This window comes from Paenibacillus prosopidis, assembly GCF_003337375.1.
GTDB lineage: Bacteria > Bacillota > Bacilli > Paenibacillales > Paenibacillaceae > Pristimantibacillus > Pristimantibacillus prosopidis.
This window is the reverse complement of sequence record NZ_QPJD01000001.1, coordinates 195,135-216,650: the sequence shown is the minus strand read 5'-3', so window position 1 is coordinate 216,650 and position 21,516 is coordinate 195,135. Positions and strand designations below refer to the sequence as shown.

The following is a 21,516-nucleotide window of genomic DNA, read 5'->3' as shown; positions in this document are numbered from 1 at the left end:
ATGCCTGCTCGTTTATTTGATCCCGTTAACTTTAAATCATTTTACATTTTTCAATAAGAGCAGCCGATCATCGTTCTCCGACGGAGTTCCCCGTCCATCGGTGTTGTTCGTAATCACGTAAATGCTTCCGTCTTTCATTTTAACGTCGCGCAGCCGGCCTTCGCCCTCGAATACAACATCCATTGCCTTGGTAGCAGGATCATAGCGATAGAGAGCCTCTCCTCTCAAAGCCGCAATCAGCAGACGGTTGTTATCATCGATCGTCATGCCGGAAGGAGCTATGGCTTCCTCCCCCGTATGGTAAACCGGCGTAATCATTCCCTTTTGCTGTTGGTCTCCGTAAATATTCGGCCAGCCATAATTACCGCCTGCTTCAATAATGTTAATCTCGTCATGCCCGCCCGGGTCGCCTGATGGGCCGTGTTCTGTATTGAACATGACGCCTTCCTGATTCCATGCGAGCCCTTGCGGATTACGGTGGCCATACGAATATACGTAAGAATCCGGAAACGGATTACCGTCCGGCACTTTGCCCTCCAGCGTCATCCGCAGTATTTTGCCGGCTAAGCTGCTCCGGTCCTGTGCAAGCTCCTTTTGCTGCGCGTCCCCCGTCGTAATATAAAGCAGGTTGTCCGGCCCAATCGCCATCCTTCCGCCATCATGGTTGGCTGCTCCCGGTATGCCTTCAAGCAAAGCGCTTACCTCGTCCCATTGGTCTCCGTTTTGTTTCAGCAAAATGACACGGTTCAGCACCCTGCCGTTCTCCTCATAGGTATGATAGGCATAGGCTGTTTTTGACTGCCCGAAATCCGGTGCCAGCAGAAGACCGAGGAACCCTCCTTCACCCTGGCCATGCACATTTTTGAGCAGATTTACCGATTGGCGCGTCATCTCTTTTCCATCTACCTTGACGATATTGCCTTCGCGCTCGCTAATATAGACGATATCCCCATCGAAGGCGATTACCCATGGTATGCGGAGCTCCTCCGCCAACACCTCATATGCAGCACTAGGATCGCCCGGTTCAACCGGATTATTCGTCGCAGTCTCCGCGGGCTTGTCCACAGGAGCATTCGTCGCTTCGTTTGCCGGTGCATTTGTCGTAGGCGGTAAAGCCGTTGGTTCATTATCATCACAAGCGGCAAGCACGCTGAGCCACACGGAAATCATAACAAGAGCAGCTATTCGTTTCGTAACAGCCATAACCATTCCATCCTCCCCTCATACGTAAGACAGAGAAGGACAACGCACCTGCGAGCATCGCGGAGCGTTGTCCTGTACTAGTTACTCGTTTGCTTTCGCCTCAGCCAGTGCAGCGATAAGCTCCTCCTGTATAAGCCCGTTCGAGGCTACGACGTTGCGCACCCCTAATTCGTAGGGCTTACCGAACGTATCGCTCACGACGCCGCCCGACTCTTGAATCAGCAGCGAGCCTGCTGCCAAATCCCAGCTGTTCAATCCAATCTCCCAAAATCCGCTCAAACGTCCTGAAGCCACATAAGCCAAATGCAGCGCCGCAGAGCCCGCTATCCGAAGGTTACGGACTTTCGGAGCAACCGCTTGTATGCCTTTCAGGTTTAACGGCAAAGCATATTGATGTTCGGCCGGGAGCCCCGTTGCGACTAGGCTTCCGCGCAGCGTTTCTTCCTTGGACACCTGCATCCGTTTCCCGTGGACATAAGCTCCCTTGCCCTTTTCCGCGACAAACAGCTCATCTCTCATCGGATCATAGACGACACCCACGATGACTTCACCATTATACGCAAGCGCTATAGATACGCAGAAATAAGGAAAACCGTGCACAAAGTTCGTTGTACCGTCGATCGGATCTACGATCCACAAATATTCCGCCTCGCGGACATCCTCCAAAGCGCGCGTCGAAGCTTCCGGTCCCGGCTCGACGCCTTCCTCTCCCAAAAACGAATGATGCGGAAAATGCGTCAAAACTAAATTCCGGATTAAGCGTTCCGAGCCTTTGTCTATCTCCGTAACCAGGTCGTGCGACGAATACTTTATATCAAGGCTTGCATAGTTTCCAAGCTTCGTTTTTATCCATTCTCCTGCTTTCGACGCGCAATTAATAGCGACTGCAGTAAAGCTTTTCCCGCCGATAACGGTAGCGTTATTCTGGTCACTCACGGTCTATCACTCTTCCCTCTATGTAAATTCACGAACGTTTTTTCTTTGTTAACTTTTATTACGTTTCAAGCTTATGTCTAGTTTCGCATATGATTATTTTCCCTATGTCAAAATGTTCTCACGCCGTCGATAATTAATTGGCCCGCCAGCAGCAGCAGCGTAATTCTAAGCAGCCACAGCAGCCCTTTCCCGCTCATTTTCACAGCGATCGCCGCTCCAAGTTTGCCGCCAATCCACGCCCCCGGGGCGAGCGCCAGCACGAGCAGCCAATCCGTCTCCCCAAGCCATGCATGCATGCCGCTGCCAAGAATCGATGATAAAAAAATAACGAACATCGACGTGGCCGTCGCCATATGCGGGGGAAATCTGAATAGGAGCACCATAAGCGGCACAAATAACGAACCGCCGCCGATGCCGAACAAGCCCGACATGAGACCAACGCCAAACCCGATCGCAAGCGCCGGAACAATGCCATAGCTGTATGTGTGCACCTGTCCGGACGCGTCTGTCATCGTACGGACGATCGGCCATTGCTTCGAAAACGGTTTCATATAGTCTCGTGCAACCAAGAGTGCAGCCATTAGCAGCATAAATACGCCAAATACCAGCTGGAACAAGCCAGCCGGCAGCATACCCGTTAATGCGGATCCAAGCATGGCAGCAGGACCGCTCGTAATAAAAAATAGCCAGCCGCTGCGAAAATCAACGATGCTGCGCTTTGCATACGATAGTGTTGATGCGAGTGCGGTTACGACCAGCACCGTTAATGAAATGCCGACTGCCGTTGCATGACCAATCGTCTCGCCCGTTAATAGCGGACCAAGCAGCATAAGAACAGGAACGATAACAATCCCGCCGCCTAGTCCTACAATACTGCCGAACATAGCTGCTACAACGCCGAGCAAAACGAGCAGTATCCATTCCATGAAAATAATCACCGCTTTCAATTGCGTAATAGGCATGTAGAATGCGGCGAGCTGAATCATATACAGGCAGCACCGTAAAGGCCGATCCTTGGCGGTGCTGCCTGCCAAAGCTTATACCGTAATTTCCGCGCTTCCGCCTTCTAACACCTTAACGCCGCCTTCTCCGCGCTCTTCCATTAGCTCCAAATCCCCGATGAGTTTAAACAAGGCCTCATCCTTGCTTTTTGCTTCCAGCATACAGTCCAAATAATCGCTCGTTCGGGCAGCGTGCCGCAAAAAACGGACAAGCGGTCCTGCTTCAACAAAATCGGCATGGCCGCGCGGATCGGCCATGCTTTTTGGACTGGAGGCATGAATTTTCGGAGGAAGCTTTTTGGCATTGCCAATTCCTAATCGCTGCCGCTCAAGCTGCCACGTCCGGTCAATTCGCGGCCATAAGCTGCCGTAAAGCTCCTCCTCACCGGTGTCGCCTGGATTGACGGCATGATGATGAATGTCCAGCACCATCGGAACGTTAACCTGCTCGGCGATCTCCAGCGTTTCACTTACCGTGAACGTCTTGTCGTCATTTTCGAGAGTAATCCGATTCTTAAGACGGGACGACAAGGCGCCGAACTGACGGATAAACCGCTCTCCGGCTACAGCCTTGTCGCCATATGCTCCACCGATATGTATATTGCACTTGGTCGCTTCATCAAGTCCCATCGCTTCAAGCATCCGGACATGATTATTCAGATCGAGCTCAGACTTCTCAAGAACTTCAGGGCGCGGCGTACTAAAAACGCAAAAATGATCGGGATGAAAAGAAACCCGCATCTCATGCTCCCGAACGAAAGCGCCGATCTCCTGAAAAGTCGGATTAAGCGTTGAAAGAGGGTCCCAATCCGCCAAATCCTCATGCGTAGCGAGCGGAATGAGCTTTGACGAAAAACGGTACATTTGAATTTTGCTGGCATTGCAATGCTTCAAAATACGCAGCGTACTGCGTAAATTGTCTTCGGCAATTCTCTCCAGCTTCCGAATCCCCGCTTCCCGGTCATCAAGCTTCGAGAAGTTGGTGAATGTCATCGTTCTTGACGGCGAAGCATTTTCAAGCTGCAGGCTCATAGCTACAAAGCCGAATCTTACGATCATAGACTAAGCCCGTTCCCCAAAAAACATTTCATAGGCAAGCGCCGTTTGAATTTTCGCTTCTTCCTCTGTCAGCTTTCTCACGAGCTCCATCTCCACTTGTGTCACTTCTTCGCCTTGAAAATTAATTTCTGCGATAGAAGCTAAAATGCGGACAATCGCGATCGCATCATTGGTCGGCGTGTAGGCAATCACCTTCTGGCCTGTCGGAAATACGCGAAAGCCGCTCTTGACCATTTTGCCCCGTCCATACTCTAACAATTCATACAGCTCTTGCTCGGACTTGAATTTGCAAACAGAATTAAACTCGGTTGCGAAACCCATTTAGTTTCCCTCCTTTCAGTGAAATTTCTACCCTGCCTTCAAAGGGGCTTACTACCAACCTTCAAGGCTTCTACCCAAACCTTCAAAGGAGTTTACTACCAACCTTCAAAGGCTTCTACCCAGACCTTCAAAGGCTTCTATCCAAACCTTCAAAGGCTTTCGAACCCACCCAACCCCTCCCTTCCAAGGGAGGGCCCCGAGGGTTGCACCCTCTGGACACCCGCAATTGGACTAACGCGGGAGATACAGAGTACATGTTAGTAAGGGTTGAGTAGTGCTCGCTTTCGTCCCTGGGGACACGCTTACTTTGGATGCGCATGCACCTGTGCTGCCTATTTAGGTCAATGCCTGACTACGTTACTACTATTCTGCCGATCCGCCGGTGTAATCTATGCGTTGTTTTTCCGCGTGGCGGGATAGGGCTAAGTTGATTAGGGTGTTTAGAAGCTCTTTGTAAGGAATGCCGGTTTCTTTCCACATGAGCGGGTACATGCTGAATGGAGTGAAGCCCGGCAGCGTGTTGACTTCGTTGATGAAGAGCTGATTATCTGATTTACGCAGGAAAAAATCGACTCGCGACAGGCCGGAGCCGTCGATCGCTTGGAAAGCGCGAACAGCCATTTCACGGACGGTATCTGTTGTTTCATCCGGCAGACGGGCCGGGATTTGCATGGTCGATTTACCGTCGATGTATTTAGCCTTGTAATCGTAGAATTCATTGGACGGTGCAATTTCGCCTGGAACGGATGCTTTCGCTTCGTCGTTGCCGAGTACGCTCACTTCAATTTCGCGGGCATCGACGAACTCCTCGACGATGACTTTGCGGTCAAAGCGGAATGCGTAGTTAACGGCTGCAATCAGCTCTTCGCGGTTTTTAGCTTTCGATACGCCAACGCTCGAGCCAAGATTTGCCGGTTTGATGAAGCAAGGATAGCCGAGCGCCACTTCGCACTCCATGATGAAGAAGGAAGCATCCTTCTCCCATTGCGTGCGGTTGAAGTAACGGAATACGCACTGCGGCAAGCCTTCCTGAGCGAACACTTTTTTCATCATAATCTTGTCCATCCCGACGGCAGAAGCAAGCACGCCCGCCCCAACGTAAGGAATGTTTGCCATTTCGAACAGACCCTGAATGGTGCCGTCCTCGCCAAACGTTCCATGCAGCAGCGGAAATACGACGTCAATGCCAGGCTCCTGGCTGTCCGAAGCCACTCCTCCATTCAAGCCAGCAAATAATGGAGCGAGCGCGAAGCCCGTTTGCTTCGCCTCGCTCGTATCATAACGGAGCTCTTCTACGCTTCCTGGACGGGAATGAAGCACATTCCCCGTTTTCCATTCGCCTTGCTTCGTAATATAGAAAGGTTTAATTTCATATTTGCTGTAGTCAAACTCGCCCATTACGGCAAAAGCCGTCTGCAGAGAGACCTCATGTTCTCCCGATTTCCCCCCGTAAACTAAACCAACTCTAATTCTGCTCCCCATGGCACATCCTCCGGTACGATAAATTTCATAATTGCTATTAAGATCATCATTACATCATTTCATCATTACAAACCATCATTACAAAAGATCAGAAATATGAAAAAAACGATATTTCGTCTGTTCCGTCCAAGCGTAAGAATCACGGTAGTCCCAATAGCGATGCCTGCTGGATACGGTGTTGGCGTTAACGAGCGGCATGCCTGACGCATCAAATGCGGTTACAATCGTGCTGTGCTGGAAGCGGTGATCGCCATTCCAATCGTACGTAATAACGTCTCCAAGCTGAAGCTCTGCAGCTGACGAAACAACCTCGGCTCTCATGCCGGAAGCTTTGGAACCTGAGCCTGATAAAAAATTAGTCAGCGCATTAGAAACCGCCCAGCTGTAGCTCCACCATTCGCCGCCTTTATTCCGGCCTTTGTACCACCAGCCCGTTCCCCTTTTACCAGTATAGTTCATCGGGGCATTACCTGCAAAGACACACTGGGACACGTAATTGGTACAATTCACCTCAAACAGCTCATAAGCCGGGTTACCTTCATTCCACCAGCGGTCCGCATAAGCGGCAGCCAAATCTCTCCTGTAACGAATCCCTGACGGACGGTTTTTGATTTGCGGTAATAGGTCATAATTTAAGTATGGTGTTGACGGTGTCGACATATCGCCAAATATTTCCGAATAGTCTGCGGCGTTCATCCAATTATCATCGGTTGATGTGCCGAAGCGCGGCCTGCGCTCTGCAATAAGGGGTTCAACCCGCATTACATCCCAGCCGTCGCCTAACAGGCCTAGCCAGAGGCGTTCAAATTCGGATCGTTCCTCCATGTAATACCGTCCTGACTGCTCTATCTTTCTTTTAATGTGAAGCCTGATAAGCACCGACACTTCACTAGGCGACTCGTTCACGCGAATAAGCTCCGCCTTCGTCTCACTGCCCGCTGGAAGAACACCGCGAAGCAGATCACGTTCTCTCAGCCGCTCTAGCCTGCAGCGAAGCCGCTCACAGTGATCAGAGTCCGTCACATAATCGGTTAGCACTTCAGCATGCTGCTCGGTTTCGGCCTGATTGTACAGGCTTACGTAACGATGAACGGCTGATTTCCAGCCCTGCTGCTTTCCTTGCTGGCGATGCTGATCATAATCTGATGAACGCAAAAGCGAGTTCAGCTTCGGCTGCTGCTGCCGGCCGGGCAGCGAAGGTTGATTTGTACGCTCCAGCCCCAGTTGCGTCCGATCCGTCCGATTTGCCTGACGCTCTTCTTGCGCCGCATGCTGCAACAGCTGCTTCTCTACAGCATGCGTCGAAACTTTTTGCTGCGGCCTGTTCAGAGGCATTATCGGTTTTGACGGAGCTTGATTACGCTTATGAACCTGATTGCCCGGTCCCCGGTTACCTGTTCGCGGCATCGCAATCCCTCCCTGACCTTGTCTTGATGCATGAGCAGATTGACACAGAATAACTGGTTCATTATATGAGAGGAACTGCCGTTTCATGTAACAATCGTCTAGTTCGTTTTCACAATGATTATAAGGAGGAAAGGGCATAATTGGTCTTTACGGAACGACCGTTTTAACGATATACTATAGATATAGCGATTTTGAAATTGTGTTTCACAGAATGAAACACGAAATACATTCAAAAGAGGAGAATGACGATGTCAACACAAAATCATTATTCGGTTCGCACAACGCTTGAAGCAGGCGGCAATTCGTTTGCCTACTACCGTCTTGGCGGACTGGAAGAACAAGGACTGGGCGACATTTCGAAGCTGCCTTTTTCCATCAAAGTTTTGCTTGAGGCAGCTGTTCGTCAATTTGACGGCCGTGCGATTACCCCTGAGCATGTCAAACAGCTGGCAACATGGGCTGACGGACGCGAAGATAAAGAAATTCCATTCATTCCTGCACGTATCGTATTGCAGGATTTCACGGGTGTACCGGTCGTTGTCGACCTGGCTGCCATGCGTGACACTGTAAAAAAAGCAGGCGGAGATCCGAAGAAAATCAACCCGCTCGTACCGGTTGACCTTGTAATCGACCACTCGGTTATGGTTGACGCATTCGGTACCCCTGAAGCGCTTGAATATAACACGAAAGTTGAATTCGAGCGTAACGAAGAGCGTTACCGTTTCCTTCGCTGGGCTCAAACGGCGTTCGATAACTTCCGCGCGGTTCCGCCGGGAACAGGTATCGTTCACCAAGTTAACTTGGAGTATCTCGCATCCGTTGCCGCTACGAAAACAATCGATGGCGAAACCGTTGTATACCCTGACTCCCTTGTAGGTACGGATTCCCATACGACAATGATCAACGGTCTTGGCGTTGTAGGCTGGGGTGTTGGCGGTATCGAGGCTGAAGCAGGTATGCTTGGCCAACCGCTATACTTCGTAATGCCTGAGGTTATCGGCTTCAAATTGACTGGTAAGCTGGCAGAAGGCTCCACGGCTACTGACCTTGCGCTTACCGTAACACAAATTTTGCGTAAAAAAGGCGTAGTAGGCAAGTTCGTCGAGTTCTTCGGCCCCGGCTTGTCTAACATCAGCCTTGCTGACCGTGCAACGGTTGCCAATATGGCACCTGAATACGGCGCAACAATCGGCTTCTTCCCTGTAGATAACGAAACGCTCGGCTACTTGCGCCAAACGGGCCGCTCTGAAGATCTGATTGAGCTTGTTGACGCTTATTACAAAGCACAAGGCATGTTCCGTACGGATGAGACTCCAGATCCGGTATTCTCTGATGTCGTTGAGCTGGATCTTTCTACGATCGTTCCATCGCTTGCAGGACCGAAGCGTCCTCAGGACCGCGTTGAGCTTACAGCTATGAAAGAATCGTTTAACACCATCATCCGCACGCCGATCGAAAAAGGCGGATACGGACTGAGCGACGAGAAAATCGAGCAAGTCGTAACCGTTAACCATAATGACGGCCAAGTGAGCAAAATGGGTACAGGCGCTGTCGTAATTGCCGCAATTACAAGCTGTACGAACACTTCTAACCCAAGCGTAATGGTCGGTGCAGGTCTTGTTGCGAAGAAAGCCGTAGCTCTCGGCCTGAAAAAACCTGCTTACGTGAAAAGCTCCCTGACGCCGGGCTCGCTCGTCGTTACTGAATATTTGACTAAAGCAAACCTGCTTGAGCCGCTTGAAGCACTCGGCTTCCACGTTGCAGGCTACGGCTGTGCAACCTGTATCGGTAACTCCGGTCCGCTTCCGGACGAAGTAAGCAAAGCGATCGCGGACAATGATATGACCGTTTCCGCAGTTCTTTCCGGTAACCGGAACTTCGAAGGCCGCGTACATGCGCAAGTAAAAGCAAACTACCTGGCTTCGCCGCCGCTTGTTATCGCTTATGCGCTTGCAGGTACGACAAACATTGATTTGACTAACGATCCAATCGGCTATACAGAAGATAACAAGCCTGTATACTTGAAGGATATTTGGCCAACATCGAAAGAAGTTAACGATGCGATGACAGCAGCGCTTAATCCGCAAATGTTCCGTGACAAATACGAGAACGTATTTACACAAAACGAGCGTTGGAACGCCATCTCGGTACCGCAAGGCGAAAGCTACGAGTGGGATGCAAAATCGACTTACATCCAAAACCCGCCGTTCTTTGAAAACCTTGGCTCCGAGCTTACGGACATTTCCGATATTCACTCGGCAAGCGTGCTAGCGCTTATGGGCGATTCCGTAACGACGGACCATATCTCCCCTGCCGGCAATATCACGGTAAACAGCCCAGGCGGCCAATACCTGATCGAAAATGGCGTAAAACGCGAAGACTTCAACTCCTACGGTTCCCGCCGGGGTAACCATGAAGTGATGATGCGCGGTACATTCGCGAACATCCGTATTCGTAACCAGGTGGCTCCAGGGACAGAAGGCGGCGTAACGACTTACCTGCCAACTGACGAAGTCATGTCCATCTACGATGCATCGATGAAATATCAGAAAGACGGCAAAAACCTTGTTGTTATTGCCGGTAAAGAATACGGTACCGGAAGCTCCCGTGACTGGGCTGCAAAAGGTACGTACCTGCTCGGCGTTAAAGCCGTAATCGCTGAAAGCTTCGAGCGTATTCACCGCTCCAATCTTGTGGGTATGGGCGTATTGCCGCTCCAATTCACAGAAGGTCAAAGCTGGAAGACGCTCGGTATTACAGGCCGCGAGACGTTCGAAATCGTTGGATTGTCCAATGACGTTACGCCTGGCCAAAAGGTTACCGTTAATGCAACCCGCGAAGACGGCACAACGTTCGAATTCCCGGCAATCGTTCGTCTGGACTCGATGGTTGACGTTGATTACTACCGCAACGGCGGTATCCTGCAAACGGTACTTCGCCAAATGATCGCTAATATGTAGTAATCATCAATATACGCTGTAAAACAAAAGCAGCAGGTCCGAGGATTATCCTCAGACCTGCTGCTTTTTTATATCGTTAGTCTGCAGCTACAGAATCATAATGCCCATCCGCTTTGCCGACTCCATCATTATTGGCGCGTATTTGTTCATGGTATCCATCGTCAACCTGCTCGCCGGACCTGATATCGATAAGGCTGCCGCCAGCTTCCCGTTCCTGTCAAAAATAGGGGCGGACAGCGCCGCAGCGCCCGGTTCCCTTTCTTCGAAGCTTGTCGCGTAACCCTTCACGCAAATCTCCTCCAGCTGCTGCTTGTACTGATCAAGATCAATCGAATACAGCCAAGCCGGATCTCCAAAAATACTTTCCTGAACGACAGGATCAGAATAAGCGATCAGCACCTTGCTGGAAGCCCCTGCATAAAGCGGCAGCCGGACGCCGACCGGTGCCACCCGCCTAACAGGCTGATTACTCTGCACGGCTTGCATACGAATTCTCTCAGACCCGTCTCTTACATATATACTGACCGTTTCTCCGAGCTGGTCGCGAAGCCGTTCCATCTCCGGCAGCCATATGGTCGCTTGATCATCCGTTCTCGATAAGTTAGCGGACAGCTCCCATACCTTTAGACCTAAGTGATAACGGTCCGTAGCCCTATCGCGTTCTACGAAGCCCTTCTCCTCCAGCGTAGCGAGCATGCGGTGAACCGTACTTTTGTGCAAGCCGACATGTTCAGCAATTTCCGTCATTGCCCAGTCCGTCTTCGAAGTAAAGCAAAGCAATATATCCAGCGCCCGATCCACTGCGCGAACCGTAGATTTCCCATCCTCCATGCAGCCGCACCTCCAATTTTGTAGTTTCATCCAATGAAACCGATTCTCATTCAGTATAACTCATTGCTTCTATTAACGTAAAGAAAAGTTCTTTTCATTACAGCTACATTACAAATGATTAACATTACCTCGACATCAATTGACAGGCTTATAGGACCATAATACGATAAAAGTACTAGAAGATAAAAACGCTTACAGCTGCACAAATGACTAGTTTCAAATAGACGGCTGCATACAGAGGGAGATGACGACATGAGCTCAACCACAATGACACCCCTGCCGATGGAAGGCGGCTTTCCGCAAAGCCTTCAGCCGTTCCCATTAGCAGGTACAGACAACCTCCTTGCTCTTAGAAAAACGAAAAGCCGCGGCAAGCATTTGCTGGTTGCTTCAATCGCCTCCCTGACTGCCATGTGCCTGCTTGCCGTCATCATTTTTCACGGCTACGTTGCGTGGATGCTAGCCTATCCATTCGTTGCCCCGCTCTCCTCCAATCCGAAAGCAGCCATTGGCTTGGATTACGAGGATGTTGTTTTTCCAAGCAAGAGCGGCAATACGACTGTCAGCGGCTGGTTCATTCCGGCGGATGCGGATGTGAGCGAGCCTGCGCAATCGGTGCGTACCGTCGTTTTCAGCCATGGCTATGGGGCCAACCGTGAAGAAACTTGGGTGCCGATGTACGAGCTTTCGAAGATGCTGCACGGCTTGAATTATAATATATTGTTGTTTGATTACGGCTACGCCTCGAAGGAATACAAAGCACCGGCCACAGGCGGCCTCGAGGAGTCGCAGCAGCTGCTTGCTGCGGTAGATTATGCAAAATCCCGCGGCGCCGACGACATCGTCGTCTGGGGCTTCTCAATGGGTGCAGGCACTGCTCTTCAAGCAGCGCTACAAACCGATGAAATTGATGCGATGATACTAGACAGCTTGTTTATACCAAGCCCTGAAGCACTCTTTGATAATTTGAATCAATTTATTACGCTTCCGCGTTTCTCGCTGCCGCTAATTGAATCATTGATTCCGCTTTGGACGGGAACAAGCTTTGGCTCCATTCCCGCCGATCAGGTCATCTCGAACGAATATGACATTCCGCTTTACGTTATTCACGGTACAAACGATGTGAAGGCTCCCTACAAGACAGCTGAAGCAGTTGCCGCTGACCAAGGCAATCAGCTTTCCCGCACATGGATTGTGCCCGATGGCCAGCACGAGCTGCTGTTTAAAGTACACCCTAGAGAATACATCCAAAGAGCCGCGTTGTTTCTAAGTCAAGTCGATCAGCAGCTGCAAACAGATAGAGCATAGACTAAAAGCACGACATAAGCCTCTCAAGCGACGAATACATCTAGCATAGATGCAATTGTTGCGACCAAAGGAGGCGATGGCCGTGCTTTTTGTTTATGGAACACTTATGCCAATCAGAGTTATGGAATTAATTCGCCATTGGAAAATGCAAGAAAAGGAGCATACCGCCGTTATTTTGCAAGCTGCCCCGGGTCTCGACCGCCAATATGTACAGCTGCTCCAGTCTTGGGAGCCGGTTTTCTCACATACCGCACATTATGCTAATCAATGGCTGGACGAGTGGCTTCCCTACCCGTCCCGTCTTCCTACACATGCCGAGCAAACGGTTGAATCGCTTATTGATGCATCGCTTGAACAGTCGCGAACCTATATCGACCAGCTGACACAGCTCTGCGAGCAAAGCAGTTCAGCGTCTATCCCCGCAATGGCCAGAACCGTTATCACGCACTCCATACGCGAATCCAATTACTACCTCGGATTAATGAGCGCATATCTTCAGGCGGCGAACAGTCCCGGCAACCGGGAGCAGCGGCCTCCGCTCCAGCAAGTGCCGATCGGAGGACATACACTGCCCCCGCTGCCTTATGCATATGATGCGCTTGAGCCGTATATCGATGAGCAAACGATGAGAATCCATCATGATATTCACCACCAATCCTACGTCGACGGACTTAATAAAGCGGAGACGCAGCTTCAGATCGCCCGGGATACCGGCAATTTTGACCTCGTGAAGCATTGGGAGCGCGAACTCGCCTTTAACGGTGCCGGCCATTATTTGCATACGTTGTTCTGGAATGTCATGTCGCCTTTCGGCGGCGGCGAAGCAACAGGAACAATCGGTGAACAAATCCGAAATGATTTTGGCAGCTATGCTGCATTTAAAAAGCAATTCAGCGAGGCGGCGGCCAAGGTCGAGGGCGGCGGCTGGGCTATACTCGTCTGGAGTCCGCGCAGCAGACGGCTGGAAATTTTAACGGCTGAGAAGCACCAGAACCTGTCGCAATGGGACGTTATCCCCCTGCTCCCGCTCGATGTATGGGAGCATGCTTACTATTTGAAGTACCAGAGCAGACGTCCGGAATATGTGAAGGCTTGGTGGAACGTCGTCAATTGGCCTTATGTAAACGAACGGTTCGAGGAGGCGCGCAGACTGGTTTGGGTGCCTTATTAAGAACTCAGCTGCTGCATGGAAATGCTTACGGCGGTTTTACGAAAGACAACGAAATGAGTGAGGTTTACCTCACAAAACAATGATGTTGCCTCATTGTTGCCAGCCTTAAGGAGGGTCCGGCTAAAAATGCATACTAGCTCAACCATAATTCCTAGTGTGCAAAATTTCCTAAGCAATAAAAAAGTCCGCACGGAGCTGTCTCCAGGCGGACTTTTTAACCATTCTACTGCTTTAACAAGGCAAGAAATTCCGAGCGGAGCGCCGAGCTGGTGCGGAATTCGCCACGGACAGCCGATGTGACAGTCTTGCTGCCCGGCTTCTTCACGCCGCGTGCGCACATGCACAAATGCTCTCCCTCAACGACGACCATAACGCCATTCGGCTTCAGCTCTTCATCCATGATATCCGCGATTTGAGAAGTAATTCGCTCCTGTACCTGAAGGCGTCGCGTGATCGCCTCAACAAGGCGTGCCAGCTTGCTGAGTCCCGCGATTTTGCCGCTAGGAATGTAACCGATATGCACTTTCCCGAAGAATGGGGCCATATGATGCTCACATTGGCTGTAATAGACAATATCCTTCACAATGACAAGCTCCTCGTGCTGCTCATCGAACGATACGCCAAGCACCTCACGGGGATCAACCTCGTAGCCTGCAAAAATTTCCTCATACATCCGTGTCACGCGGGCAGGCGTTTCCAGCAGCCCCTCACGCTCCACATTTTCGCCAACGAGCTTTAAGATCTCTCTAACATGGTGCTCAATCTGTTCCCGGTTGCTCGTTACTTTTGAATTGACGTAATCTTTCCTTCCCGCCATTTCTGAACTCTCCCCCTCCGGCTTCCCTCACCCATGCCTTTATTTGCGAGGCATTCTTTGATTTTTCATCATGTGCTGCGCTTTTTGCATTTGCTGCTTGTTCAGATTATAGCCCATTTGCTTGGCCATTTTCTGAATCATCTCCGGATCGTTTTGCATTTTCTCAAGCTGCTTGCGCAGGTAGAAAACGCCTACAAAAAAGCCCCCGACTGCTCCTGCCAATAAGGTAACAATAGGTACAACAATGTTAACCCAATTCATATACGCCACCTGCTCCTTCCAATCTCCTGCTGTGTATAATGTTCCCATGATAGCATGTTCACCCTGTGTTCGCAATGAATAGCTAAGTACTTTTGCACTACTTTTTCGGGAGCTCAGCTATTTGCTCAAGCGCATTCGAAATGGATGTCCGAACTTCCTCGTCTCTCTCCTTGCCTGACGCGGAAAGCAGGGCCGCTTTTGCTTGCTCCCCGCCGATTCGCGCAAGTGCCCACGCAGCTGTACCTCTCAGCACGGGCCGCGAGTCCTGCTCGAGCACGCGAATGAGATCCGGCACGGCGCTCGCCTCTTTAAAGTTGCCGAGGGCGATAACCGCATTCCGTTGGATCGGCTTCTTGCCGCGCCAAGCGGAGGAGGTGTGGCCGTATCTGGCTTGAAACTCTTTGTTGCCAATCGTAAGCAATGGCACGAGCAATGGCTTTACAACCTCCGGATCGGGCTGCAGCTCCGGCTGATGCGTCCAGTTTTTGCCGCGGTTAACCGGGCATACGGTCTGACACGTATCGCAGCCGTACAATCGGTTCCCGATTTTGCGCATTAGCTCGTCCGATACCATGCCCTTCGTCTGAGTGACGAAAGAGATGCACCGGCTGGAATTTAATTGCCCTGGACCGACAAGCGCATCCGTCGGGCAGGCATCAATACATTTCGTACATGAGCCGCAACCTTCTGTTACAGGCTCGTCCGGCGCAAACGGTATATTCGTAATCATCTCGCCAAGGTAAATCCATGAGCCCAGCTCCGGCGAAATGACAGCGCAGTTTTTCGCGCTCCAGCCGATACCCGCACGCTCGGCGACGGCACGATCGGACAAAGCGCCTGTATCGACCATACTTTCCGCACGCAGCTCCGGAACACGCTCGCGCAGCCACGCCTCAAGCCTCGCCAGCCGGTCGCGCAGCACGCGGTGGTAATCCTCTCCCCAAGCTGAACGCGACAAAATCCCCCGTCTTGCCCCAGGCTCGGACTTTGGAGGATTCGTCAGCTTCGACGGATATGCAATTGCAATTGCAATAATAGATTGCGGATTCTCGAATAAAAGCGCAGGATTCGTCCGTTTCTCAATGTCCGGCTCCTCAAAACCGGACTCCCTCCCCAGCTCGCGATGGCGAAGCAATACTTGCTTTAATGAAACGAACGGATCGGCGGAAGCGACTCCGATTTTATCTATGCCAAGGCTAGGTGCTGCCTGAATCATTTCTTCCTTCAGCTTTGCCCACCGGTCTGTCATCGTTTACAACCTTTTGATCGCTTCACGAGCAAGCTCGTCACAGCGATTGTTCCACTCATTGTCGCTGTGGCCCTTTACCTTCACATATTCAACCTTATGCTTATTCATAAGCTCCCAAAGCTCTTTCCACAAATCCTGGTTTTCGACCGGATCCTTTTTGCTGTTTTTCCACCCGTTGCGCAGCCAGCCGTTAATCCAGCCCTTCTGGAAACAATTAACGACATAAGCCGAATCGCTGTACACCTTTACCTGGCAAGGCTCCTTCAGCAGCTTCAGCCCTTCGATAACCGCTTGAATTTCCATCCGGTTGTTCGTCGTATGCTTCTCGCCTCCTGAGATCTCCTTCTGATGAGCCCCAAAAAACAAAACCGCTCCCCAGCCGCCTGGTCCCGGATTGCCGGAGCAAGCGCCGTCCGTATAGATCATAACGTCCTTCATCGTTAATCCTCCTAAAAGGTTTGCGAATGCAAACCTAGCTTCGTAAGCAATCCCTAAAGCGCTCTGAATTCTTTGTAAGGCCACAATATATAATCGGCTCTGCCGTTAATCAGCTCATCCGGAACGGCGTGAAATGACCTGCTGTCCAAGCTGGCCCTTGCATGCCGGTTATCTCCCATAACGAAATAATGTCCTTCACTGATCACTTCCGGCCCGTAGCTCATATCTTCGATTAAAGAATCTGTGTAAGGCTCTTCCACCAGCTCGCCGTTTCGGTACAGACGCTTGTTATGAATTTGAATCCGGTCTCCGGGAACGCCGACTACCCTTTTAACAAGAAACTTCTTCTCTTTAGCGCCCGTATCCGGCTCCTTCAAAATAACGACATCCCCAACCTTCGGCTTGCCGACAAGATAAGCCCATTTATTGACGAACAGCCACTCGTTCTCCGTTAGCGTCGGTTCCATGGAGTGTCCCTCAACAGTCGACAGGTTAAACACGAAAAAATGCAAAACCATTACGACTGCAAAAGCGATCGCAAAAGTTTTTAGCCAATCAAACAGCTCTGTGCGCCATTCGGAACGATTAGTGGATGACTCCATAGAAGACGGACTGTCCTTACCTGCCTTCTTCTCGTCCAATTCCATATCCCGTTCAAGCAAGCTCATGCATTCACCTCATCATTATGTCTCAGCCATTCCTCATAATAGAGAATGACTTGATTATCCTGAAAAGGGGCCTGTCCTTGATCGATCCTTAGCAGAAGCGCATCAAGCCCCTCCTGAACCTTGTCATTAACCATTTTTGGATAGTGATAGGCTGCTTTATGCAGCTCGTATTCGTCTTGATCGACAACGAACCGTTCGCCATCCGCCGTGCGGATAACATCTAAATCGTAATCGATATATGTCAATACATCCCCTTGCAAATAAGGCGGAGAAGCGACGTTACAATAATAACGAACGCCCCCCTCCTCCAGCAACGCAACGACATTAAACCACTTGCCTGGTATAAAAAAGGAGACTGCAGGAACGCGGCTTATCCATATTTTCCCGTCGGATTCTTGAATCGGCGTTTGACGGTTAATGAGAACAGTCATGGCTTCCGCTCTATGCTCAGCAGCCAGCAGCCCATCCGGAACCAGCCAATTCTGCTGCCATGTACGGTGAATGTGACCGTTATGTTTGAAGCTTTTGATGACAAAGTGCCGATATCGTTCCATCCCGTTCTCCTTGTAAAAGTATATAGTAATAAGAAAAGCATATCTCACCGCCAAAAGCAATGGCGATGCAGATATGCCCTGCGACAATTCATAATGCAGTAAAGTTCGCGTTAACCTGTAACAATAGCTAGTTTCTGAAAAGCTCTGAAGAAGTCGTTTGCGGCGTACCCCATCGACTCATACAGCGGCAAAACCGGCTCATTGTGCTCGTCCGCGGTAATTAATATCTTTGTGACATGACGTTGCTCGAAGCGTTGGCGTAATGCTTGAACGAGCGCTTTGCCGATCCCTTTCCTTTGATGGAGAGGTGATACTGCAATTCGATAATAATAACCTTTGTTATTATCAATCGTACCGATAATCATGCCGACAATCTCTGAATGTTCGACAGCGACTAACACTAAATCACTGTCCCATGACAATTGGCGGGCAAAAGCTTCCATCGTTTGTTCGTAGCAGTCTTCAGTAAGAACATCTTCAAGCAGTGCTGTAATTGGTCTGTAATCGGACAACTGGAAGGAACGAACATTCATTAAATTTACACCTTCTATACCATGTCATAGTGCTGCATTTAATATATATTACGACAAAATTTAACGAAATCCTGCTTGTATCTTTAATATTCCTTAAAAAAATTGAAGAAATCATCGATTATCTCCTGAAAGCGCTTAATATTAAGCGCTTTCATTCATTTTGTCGCTTTTTTTGTTAAATCTAGGTTAACGTCTTCACTTTTCGCATAATTTTAGAGCCGGTGAGATACCCTATTGCAGGTTAAAGCGATTAAAAATCTATTCCCCGACTTTTGAAACAATAATGTTGATTTATTCGATCGGATAAGGGATAATGGTTTTGGATAACTACATATAATTAGGAGGCTGTTACAATGGCACATCAATTACCTGCTTTGCCTTACGCGCACAACGCACTTGAGCCGCACATCGATGCGACTACAATGGAAATCCACCACGGTCGTCACCATAATGCATACGTTACTAACCTTAATGCAGCTCTTGAATCCGCTCCTGAATTGCAAAACAAATCGATCGAAGAATTGATCTCCGATCTAGTTAGCGTTCCTGAAGCTATCCGTACTGCTGTCCGCAACAACGGCGGCGGACACGCTAACCACAGCCTGTTCTGGGAAACTATCGGACCAAACGCTGGCGGAGCACCAACTGGCGCTCTTGCAGCGGCAATCGAAAGCGAGCTTGGCGGCTTTGATACTTTCAAAGCTGACTTCGCAAAGGCAGCTGCAACCCGTTTCGGCAGCGGCTGGGCTTTCCTTGCAGTTGCAAACGGCAAATTGAAAGTATACAGCTTGCCTAACCAAGACAGCCCGATCATGGAAGGCGAAACGCCAATCCTCGGACTGGACGTTTGGGAGCACGCTTACTACCTGAACTACCAAAACAAACGCCCTGACTACATCGCGGCGTTCTGGAACGTAGTTAACTGGGATGAAGTGAGCAAACGTTACGAAGCAGCTGTAAAATAATATCGTTTATCTAGAACGGCGCTGTCCTCTCATGAGGCAGCGCCGTTTTTGTGTTGGCCGATATTTTACTGGAAAATCTCCCGCTAATCTAACAAAAAACCACTTTTGAGCGGGCTACGTGCCGAATCAGAGGGAGAAATTCCCGTTAACTCAAACACAAACATCGTAACATGAAAAATAGACGGAGCTTTTCCTTTTCATTTTATTCAATGCTAATAGTTCAACGTAAATAGATGAGTAACAGCCGTTTCCGTATTCATCAATCCTTCCGTACACCCGATAGGCATATGCCGCATAGGATACATCAGGATATATGCCTAATTTGTTTCGTGAAGGAGATTGAGTGCTTGCATGGAGTATACTTACGATCACGCTAACGAGCAACAAATTGCCGCGAATCAGCGGCAATTGGCACGTGCAGGCAGCGATTGCGGCTGCGGTGGACCGCGCATGCTCATGCCTGGACAAGGCGGACCGGGTGGGCCAGGCATGTTCCCAGGACCAGGAATGTTCCCGGGACCAGGGCCGTTCCCGCCGTGGCCAGGGCCATTCCCTCCAGGGCCAGGGCCGTTCCCTCCAGGACCAGGGCCGTTCCCTCCAGGGCCGGGACCGTTCCCTCCAGGACCAGGGCCGTTCCCTCCAGGACCAGGGCCATTCCCTCCAGGACCAGGGCCGTTCCCGCCGCCACCGCCGCCGTTTCCGTTCCCATTCCCGTACCCGGTTCCTTATCCGGTACCATTTCCGTTCCCGGGGCAGCCATTTTTTGTAACGGTCGTCATTAACGGCGGAAGAACGTTCCCTAATGTAACGCAGGCATATCGTGTTCCTTTCCGTCCAGGCTTAACGATTTATCAGGCTCTTGCTGGTACAGGTGTCATTCGTTTCACCTTCAATGGTCAAATTGCTTCCGTCAGCGGCGTACCGATCGGCGGCAATATAAGCTATCAGCTGCAGCTCAATGGCCGTGTCCTTCCGCCGTCGTTGCTTAATTACCCGGTTCAGCGCAATGACTCCGTTGCCCTTCAGCTCATCTACAATCCGTTCTATCGTGTGGATGAAGAAGAAATAGAAGAAGGAATAGAAGAAAATTAGACTATATGGCAAGCGCAAACGGCTGTTGCCGTCCTTTGGAGGCGCAGCTTATGTTTCGCGGTGAAATATAAGAGCAAGAACCATTCGTCTCCCCCGGACGATTCGTTCTTGCTCTTTTTCCTGCAATAAAAGCTACTTAATTGCCTTACCTTTCCCGCTCAGCAGCTTCAGCTGGTCGTTTTCATAACCGACCTCATAGGTCACTTGATATTTGCTAAGCACATATTCACCATTAACCCGCTCATCCACTGAAATGATAGCGATGACAGTCGCTTTATCGTCTCTGCTGTCATTCACGTGCATATTATCAATGACGACATTGCGGGTCCCTAAGTAGCCTTCGCGGAATTTCTCGTAGCTCGTTCTTTCCTTCCAATTGCCGCCTAGCAGCGAATATGCGTAAACATAATCGGCATTATTTAAGCTGTCGTAGAAATGAGTAACCAGATAATCGGCGAACTCTTCAACAGACGCTTCTTCATCCAGGTTATCCGGTTCTTCCGATAACGTAAGCTCCGGCAATTCATCCATGGGCTCCTTAGACCAACCCTCTGCAATCGTAATAACGTTAGCAATAGGAATGCTGAAGCCGATCGAGCCTTGCTCATAGCCGGCCGAGTTAATACCGAGCACCTCTCCCGTTTTCTGGTCGACGAGCGGCCCGCCGCTGTTTCCGGGTGCGATCGGCGCCGAGATTTGATACAAATCCGAATAAAGATAGGGCTCAATTTCAAAGCTTCTGCCTAACCCGCTAATAATACCGGTCGTTACCGTATTTTGAAATCCCAGCGGACTGCCGACAGCCAGCACCTCGTCCCCCACTTCAGCCTTCTCGTCACGCGAAATCTGCAGCGGCTCCGTACCTGCCAGGCCGGGAACACGAACGACGGCCACATCCGTCTCCGTGCTAATGCCGATGACCTCGCCATCCAGCTCGCGCGCGTCAGCCGTCTTAATTTTTACTTTGCGGGAACCGGCAACGACGTGCGCATTCGTGATCAAATCACCATCCAGATTATATAGAAAACCTGAGCCTTGCGATCCGTCATCCGTCTCAATCATGACGACAAGCTTTTGCGTCTCAAAAATAATATCCTTAAGCGGCTTCGCCTTTCCCGGCTCGGCAACAGCGATCATCGGCTTACCCGTAAGCCGGCTTGGCACCTCCGTATGGACAGCCAGAGCCGCTCCAAATCCTCCACATACAATAAAAGCAGATGCGATGACGCTGATCCAAATTCGTTTATTCATCTCATCTCC

General features: G+C 50.3%; 21 protein-coding genes. 5 read left to right on the top strand and 16 right to left on the bottom strand.

The annotated features are described in order from the left end of the window. Window positions 1-36: 36 nt before the first annotated feature. The 7 genes from DFP97_RS00915 to DFP97_RS00885 all read right to left on the bottom strand — a co-directional run bounded on the left by DFP97_RS00915 (window position 37) and on the right by DFP97_RS00885 (window position 7,409). Window positions 37-1,203, bottom strand: coding sequence for a PQQ-dependent sugar dehydrogenase (locus tag DFP97_RS00915; RefSeq protein WP_245975799.1), 1,167 nt, complete (start codon window positions 1,201-1,203; stop codon window positions 37-39). An 81-nt stretch (window positions 1,204-1,284) separates the two neighbouring features. Then, window positions 1,285-2,139: an inositol monophosphatase family protein gene (locus tag DFP97_RS00910; RefSeq protein ID WP_114378093.1), complete on the bottom strand. Its 855-nt coding sequence runs from the start codon at window positions 2,137-2,139 to the stop codon at window positions 1,285-1,287. A gap of 107 nt (window positions 2,140-2,246) precedes the next feature. Next, window positions 2,247-3,065, bottom strand: coding sequence for a sulfite exporter TauE/SafE family protein (locus DFP97_RS00905; RefSeq protein WP_114378322.1), 819 nt, complete (start codon window positions 3,063-3,065; stop codon window positions 2,247-2,249). Between the two features lie 111 nt (window positions 3,066-3,176). Further along, window positions 3,177-4,199: a UV DNA damage repair endonuclease UvsE gene (uvsE, locus tag DFP97_RS00900; RefSeq protein ID WP_114378092.1), complete on the bottom strand. Its 1,023-nt coding sequence runs from the start codon at window positions 4,197-4,199 to the stop codon at window positions 3,177-3,179. Between the two features lie 3 nt (window positions 4,200-4,202). After that, window positions 4,203-4,520, bottom strand: a complete 318-nt coding sequence (locus DFP97_RS00895; RefSeq protein WP_114378091.1) for a hypothetical protein — start codon at window positions 4,518-4,520, stop codon at window positions 4,203-4,205. A gap of 363 nt (window positions 4,521-4,883) precedes the next feature. Then, window positions 4,884-6,002, bottom strand: a complete 1,119-nt coding sequence (locus DFP97_RS00890) for a D-alanine--D-alanine ligase (RefSeq protein WP_114378090.1) — start codon at window positions 6,000-6,002, stop codon at window positions 4,884-4,886. Window positions 6,003-6,080: 78 nt separating this feature from the next. After that, complete coding sequence (locus tag DFP97_RS00885; protein ID WP_342773238.1) at window positions 6,081-7,409, bottom strand: amidase domain-containing protein; 1,329 nt, start codon at window positions 7,407-7,409, stop codon at window positions 6,081-6,083. Window positions 7,410-7,657: 248 nt separating this feature from the next. On the opposite strand from DFP97_RS00885, the gene acnA reads away from it, so the two are divergent. Next, window positions 7,658-10,369, top strand: coding sequence for an aconitate hydratase AcnA (gene acnA, locus DFP97_RS00880; protein ID WP_114378089.1), 2,712 nt, complete (start codon window positions 7,658-7,660; stop codon window positions 10,367-10,369). A gap of 87 nt (window positions 10,370-10,456) precedes the next feature. On the opposite strand, the gene DFP97_RS00875 is transcribed toward acnA, so the two are convergent. Further along, on the bottom strand, window positions 10,457-11,200 hold the full coding sequence (locus DFP97_RS00875) for an IclR family transcriptional regulator (protein ID WP_114378088.1): 744 nt from the start codon (window positions 11,198-11,200) through the stop codon (window positions 10,457-10,459). Between the two features lie 252 nt (window positions 11,201-11,452). On the opposite strand from DFP97_RS00875, the gene DFP97_RS00870 reads away from it, so the two are divergent. Both DFP97_RS00870 and DFP97_RS00865 read left to right on the top strand, forming a co-directional pair. Beyond that, complete coding sequence (locus tag DFP97_RS00870; protein WP_114378087.1) at window positions 11,453-12,508, top strand: alpha/beta hydrolase; 1,056 nt, start codon at window positions 11,453-11,455, stop codon at window positions 12,506-12,508. An 82-nt stretch (window positions 12,509-12,590) separates the two neighbouring features. Further along, window positions 12,591-13,679, top strand: a complete 1,089-nt coding sequence (locus tag DFP97_RS00865; RefSeq protein WP_114378086.1) for a Fe-Mn family superoxide dismutase — start codon at window positions 12,591-12,593, stop codon at window positions 13,677-13,679. A 223-nt stretch (window positions 13,680-13,902) separates the two neighbouring features. Here the strand turns inward: DFP97_RS00865 and folE are convergent, their stop codons facing one another. The 7 genes from folE to DFP97_RS00830 form a co-directional block, all read right to left on the bottom strand. Further along, complete coding sequence (gene folE / locus DFP97_RS00860; protein WP_114378085.1) at window positions 13,903-14,496, bottom strand: GTP cyclohydrolase I FolE; 594 nt, start codon at window positions 14,494-14,496, stop codon at window positions 13,903-13,905. Window positions 14,497-14,535: 39 nt separating this feature from the next. After that, entirely contained in the window at window positions 14,536-14,757 is a 222-nt protein-coding gene (locus tag DFP97_RS00855) for a YneF family protein (RefSeq protein WP_114378320.1), read from the bottom strand. A gap of 97 nt (window positions 14,758-14,854) precedes the next feature. Further along, window positions 14,855-16,006: a tRNA epoxyqueuosine(34) reductase QueG gene (queG, locus tag DFP97_RS00850; protein ID WP_114378084.1), complete on the bottom strand. Its 1,152-nt coding sequence runs from the start codon at window positions 16,004-16,006 to the stop codon at window positions 14,855-14,857. Between the two features lie 3 nt (window positions 16,007-16,009). After that, window positions 16,010-16,444, bottom strand: coding sequence for a ribonuclease HI (gene rnhA, locus DFP97_RS00845; RefSeq protein ID WP_114378083.1), 435 nt, complete (start codon window positions 16,442-16,444; stop codon window positions 16,010-16,012). A 53-nt stretch (window positions 16,445-16,497) separates the two neighbouring features. Next, a complete protein-coding gene (gene lepB / locus DFP97_RS00840) occupies window positions 16,498-17,112 on the bottom strand; it encodes a signal peptidase I (RefSeq protein ID WP_245975793.1) in 615 nt (204 codons plus the stop codon). Next, window positions 17,109-17,666 (bottom strand): DUF402 domain-containing protein, encoded by a 558-nt coding sequence (locus DFP97_RS00835; protein ID WP_114378082.1) that lies wholly within the window; start codon window positions 17,664-17,666, stop codon window positions 17,109-17,111. Before DFP97_RS00835 ends, lepB begins: the two co-directional genes overlap by 4 nt. A 110-nt stretch (window positions 17,667-17,776) precedes the next feature. After that, on the bottom strand, window positions 17,777-18,199 hold the full coding sequence (locus DFP97_RS00830) for a GNAT family N-acetyltransferase (protein ID WP_114378081.1): 423 nt from the start codon (window positions 18,197-18,199) through the stop codon (window positions 17,777-17,779). Between the two features lie 353 nt (window positions 18,200-18,552). Here DFP97_RS00830 and DFP97_RS00825 point away from each other — a divergent pair, with 353 nt between their 5' ends. Together DFP97_RS00825 and DFP97_RS30520 are read left to right on the top strand one after the other, a co-directional pair. Continuing rightward, entirely contained in the window at window positions 18,553-19,164 is a 612-nt protein-coding gene (locus DFP97_RS00825) for a superoxide dismutase (RefSeq protein WP_114378080.1), read from the top strand. A 351-nt stretch (window positions 19,165-19,515) separates the two neighbouring features. Next, window positions 19,516-20,256, top strand: a complete 741-nt coding sequence (locus DFP97_RS30520; RefSeq protein ID WP_181873301.1) for a hypothetical protein — start codon at window positions 19,516-19,518, stop codon at window positions 20,254-20,256. Window positions 20,257-20,388: 132 nt separating this feature from the next. Here DFP97_RS30520 and DFP97_RS00815 read toward each other — a convergent pair whose 3' ends face one another. Further along, window positions 20,389-21,507: a S1C family serine protease gene (locus DFP97_RS00815; protein WP_114378079.1), complete on the bottom strand. Its 1,119-nt coding sequence runs from the start codon at window positions 21,505-21,507 to the stop codon at window positions 20,389-20,391. Window positions 21,508-21,516 lie beyond the last annotated feature (9 nt).

Excerpts from the sequence above, each read along its gene's own strand:
- DFP97_RS00915 (WP_245975799.1), bottom strand. The coding sequence starts at position 1,203 with ATGGCTGTTACGAAACGAATAGCTGCTCTTGTTATGATTTCCGTGTGG.
- DFP97_RS00905 (WP_114378322.1), bottom strand. The coding sequence starts at position 3,065 with ATGGAATGGATACTGCTCGTTTTGCTCGGCGTTGTAGCAGCTATGTTC.
- uvsE (WP_114378092.1), bottom strand. The coding sequence starts at position 4,199 with ATGATCGTAAGATTCGGCTTTGTAGCTATGAGCCTGCAGCTTGAAAAT.
- DFP97_RS00895 (WP_114378091.1), bottom strand. The coding sequence starts at position 4,520 with ATGGGTTTCGCAACCGAGTTTAATTCTGTTTGCAAATTCAAGTCCGAG.
- DFP97_RS00890 (WP_114378090.1), bottom strand. The coding sequence starts at position 6,002 with ATGGGGAGCAGAATTAGAGTTGGTTTAGTTTACGGGGGGAAATCGGGA.
- DFP97_RS00885 (WP_342773238.1), bottom strand. The coding sequence starts at position 7,409 with ATGCCGCGAACAGGTAACCGGGGACCGGGCAATCAGGTTCATAAGCGT.
- acnA (WP_114378089.1), top strand. The coding sequence starts at position 7,658 with ATGTCAACACAAAATCATTATTCGGTTCGCACAACGCTTGAAGCAGGC.
- DFP97_RS00875 (WP_114378088.1), bottom strand. The coding sequence starts at position 11,200 with ATGGAGGATGGGAAATCTACGGTTCGCGCAGTGGATCGGGCGCTGGAT.
- DFP97_RS00870 (WP_114378087.1), top strand. The coding sequence starts at position 11,453 with ATGAGCTCAACCACAATGACACCCCTGCCGATGGAAGGCGGCTTTCCG.
- folE (WP_114378085.1), bottom strand. The coding sequence starts at position 14,496 with ATGGCGGGAAGGAAAGATTACGTCAATTCAAAAGTAACGAGCAACCGG.
- DFP97_RS00855 (WP_114378320.1), bottom strand. The coding sequence starts at position 14,757 with ATGAATTGGGTTAACATTGTTGTACCTATTGTTACCTTATTGGCAGGA.
- queG (WP_114378084.1), bottom strand. The coding sequence starts at position 16,006 with ATGACAGACCGGTGGGCAAAGCTGAAGGAAGAAATGATTCAGGCAGCA.
- rnhA (WP_114378083.1), bottom strand. The coding sequence starts at position 16,444 with ATGAAGGACGTTATGATCTATACGGACGGCGCTTGCTCCGGCAATCCG.
- lepB (WP_245975793.1), bottom strand. The coding sequence starts at position 17,112 with ATGAGCTTGCTTGAACGGGATATGGAATTGGACGAGAAGAAGGCAGGT.
- DFP97_RS00835 (WP_114378082.1), bottom strand. The coding sequence starts at position 17,666 with ATGGAACGATATCGGCACTTTGTCATCAAAAGCTTCAAACATAACGGT.
- DFP97_RS00830 (WP_114378081.1), bottom strand. The coding sequence starts at position 18,199 with ATGAATGTTCGTTCCTTCCAGTTGTCCGATTACAGACCAATTACAGCA.
- DFP97_RS00825 (WP_114378080.1), top strand. The coding sequence starts at position 18,553 with ATGGCACATCAATTACCTGCTTTGCCTTACGCGCACAACGCACTTGAG.
- DFP97_RS30520 (WP_181873301.1), top strand. The coding sequence starts at position 19,516 with ATGGAGTATACTTACGATCACGCTAACGAGCAACAAATTGCCGCGAAT.
- DFP97_RS00815 (WP_114378079.1), bottom strand. The coding sequence starts at position 21,507 with ATGAATAAACGAATTTGGATCAGCGTCATCGCATCTGCTTTTATTGTA.